Here is a 2,915-nt window from a genome sequence, read left to right on the forward strand (position 1 = left end):
GTACACCACGGTGTCGATCGCCGCGCCGGCCTTGTAGCGCCACTGGCGGTCCACACGGGTGAAGATCGTCTCGCGCGCGGGCTTGGCCAGCGAGAACTCGCTGGCGCGGGTCATGATCTGCACCAGCGCCACCAGCATCGGCAACGGCGAAGCGGCCAGCACCGAGAAGCCGATGATGATCGCAAAGCCGGGGATCAACAGCGCCGGGGCGATGCCGTGGCGCGACAGCAGCCAGCGGGTCAGGCCCAGCTGCAGGATCAGGGTCAACGCATTGACTGCCAGGTCCACCCGCGAGAAGAACGCGGTGCTGGCCGCCGGGTCGGTKTACAGACGGCGCACGATCGCCGCCTGCTCGTTGTACAGCAGCGTCCCGATGCCCACCCCGAACAGCACCAGCACCGCCAGCCAGCGCAGCAGCGGCTCGCGCGCGATCAGTTTGAGGCCGTCGAGCACGCTGCCGCCCATCGGGGTCTCACCCGAGGCCAGCTGTTGTTCCTGCTCCCGCGCCACGGCCCACAACCGCAGCCGCCAGATGCACCCCAGGCAGGCGGTGAGGAATCCCGCCGAGACCAGCATCAAGTTGGCGATGCCGACCCGCTGCACCAGCGCCGAGGTGATGATCGGGCCCAGGAAGGCACCGAGGGTGCCGGCCGCACCGATGTAGCCGTACACCGCGCGCGCCTGCGTGTTGGAGAACACGTCGGCCATGAAGCTCCAGAACACGGCGACCGCAAACAGGTTGAACACCGCGGCCCAGAAGAAGAACGCCATGCCGCGCCCGGGGACGCCACTGTCGAACAGCAGATAGAAGCCCAACAGGGAGACGATGAAGAAACCATAGACCGCCGGCAGGAACACCCGGCGCGGGTAGCTGCTGACCACCGCGCCGTACAGCGGCTGCAGCACCAGCATGATCAGGAACACGCAGGTGAACAGGACCTGCAATACGAAGTCCTGCAGYGCGATGCCATGCGCACTGAACCAGTTGATCAGCACCGGCGGGAACACCGCCTGCGGATCGGACGAAGCGGCCATCGCCTCGCGCACCGGGCGCAGCACGTAGTAGCCGCTGAGCAGGCAGAAGAAGTACAGGCATGCCCAGATCAGCGGAGGGGATTGCCGCAGCGCCCCGCGCAGCCCCGGACGTACCGGTGCCGGTGCTGCAGCACTCATCGCACCCACTCCCGGTCCGGGCGGCGTGACAACGGCGGCATCGTGGCGACTCCAGGCAGCAGAGCCCGCAAGGTAAACGATGCACCGCAACATCGCCAGTCTCCGGCAGGGCCATGCACGCAACGCAGCGTGGCTGTCATCCCGTCCCCGCTACCGGCCGCCCTGCCCTATGCTCGCAGGGCACCGTTGGGGAGCGGTCCGTATTCGAGGGGAACCATGTACGACTACATCATCGTGGGCGCCGGCTCGGCCGGCTGCGTACTGGCCAACCGCCTCAGTGCCGATCCGCGCTGCCGGGTGCTGCTGCTGGAGGCCGGTCCGCGCGACCGCAACCCGTTCATCCACATGCCGGCCGGACTGGCCCGGCTGGTCAACAACCGGCGCATCAACTGGAACCTGGAAACCGAAACCGAGCCGGCACTGGACGGACGCCGGCTGTGGTGGCCGCGCGGCAAGGTGCTGGGCGGCTCCAGTTCGATCAACGCGATGTGCTACGTGCGCGGGGTGGCCGCCGACTACGACGGTTGGGCCGCCGCCGGTGCCAGCGGTTGGGAATGGGCGCAGGTGCTGCCGTGGTTCCTGCACAGCGAATCCAACAGCCGCGGCGGCAGCGCGCTGCATGGCGACGCCGGGCCGCTGTCGGTGTCCGACCTGCGCCACCACAACCCCCTCTCGGCCGCCTTCCTCGATGCGGCCGTGCAGGCCGGGCACGCACGCAACGATGACTTCAACGGCGCTGCGCAGCTCGGCGTCGGCCTGTACCAGGTCACCCAGCGCGAAGGCGCCCGGTGTTCCACCGCCACCGCCTACCTGCGCCCCGCGCGCGGTCGGCGCAACCTGACCGTGCTTACCGGCGCGCGTGCCACCGCGCTGAGCTTCAGCGGCGACGCCGCCAGCGGCGTGTTTTTCCACCAGGGCCGCCAGCATCGGCATGCCGCCGCGAGCGGCGAGGTGATCCTCAGTGCCGGCGCGATCCATTCACCCCAGTTGCTGATGCTGTCCGGGATCGGCGCGGCCACGCCGCTGCGCAGGCATGGCATCAGCGTGCGCGCCGACCTGCCCGGGGTCGGCGGCAACCTGCAGGACCACCTGGACATCTGCACCCTGGTGCACACCCTGCCGGGGGTGAGCTACGACCGCGCCAACCAGGCGCGCATCGCCGTCGACTATTTCCTGCGCGGCCGTCGCGGCGCCGGCAGCAGCAACATCGCCGAAGCCGGCGGTTTCGCGCGCTCGGCCTTGGCCACCGACGCGCGCGCCGACGTGCAGTTCCACTTCGTGCCGGCCATGCTGGACAACCACGGCCGTCACCGACTCCCCGGCGATGGCTACACGCTGCATGCCTGCGCCCTGCATCCGCGCAGCCGCGGCCGGATCCTGCTGCGCGATGCCGACGCGGCGTCCGCGCCGCGGATCGAAGCCAACTACCTCAGCGATGCCGACGGCGCCGACCTGGCGATGATGAAGGAATGCGTGCGCATGTCTGCGGCGATCCTGCGCCAACCGGCCTTCGATCGCTGGCGCGGCGCACCGATCTTCCCGCCCCGGCAGGACCTGGACGATGCGGCGTTGACCGCCTTCATCCGCGCCAAGGCCGAAACCATCTACCACCCGGTCGGCACCTGCGCGATGGGCATCCACGCCGACGCGGTGGTCGATCCGCAGCTGCGCGTGCGCGGACTGCGCCGGCTGCGGGTGGTGGATGCCTCGGTGATGCCGAGCCTGGTCAGCGGCAACACCAA

The 2,915-nt window shown here is 69.6% G+C and carries 2 protein-coding genes; one reads left to right on the plus strand and one right to left on the minus strand.

The genetic code is table 11. The features are described from left to right. Window positions 1-1,173 (minus strand): NTP/NDP exchange transporter (locus AC1DQP_RS18940; RefSeq protein ID WP_478052248.1); only part of this gene is annotated, 1,173 nt, incomplete at its 3' end. A 216-nt stretch (window positions 1,174-1,389) separates the two neighbouring features. Here AC1DQP_RS18940 and AC1DQP_RS18945 point away from each other — a divergent pair. Continuing rightward, window positions 1,390-2,915, plus strand: a 1,526-nt coding sequence (locus AC1DQP_RS18945; RefSeq protein WP_478052249.1) for a GMC family oxidoreductase, incomplete at its 3' end; no start/stop codon positions are given.

It is taken from the genome of Stenotrophomonas sp. P5_A8, from assembly GCF_056400545.1.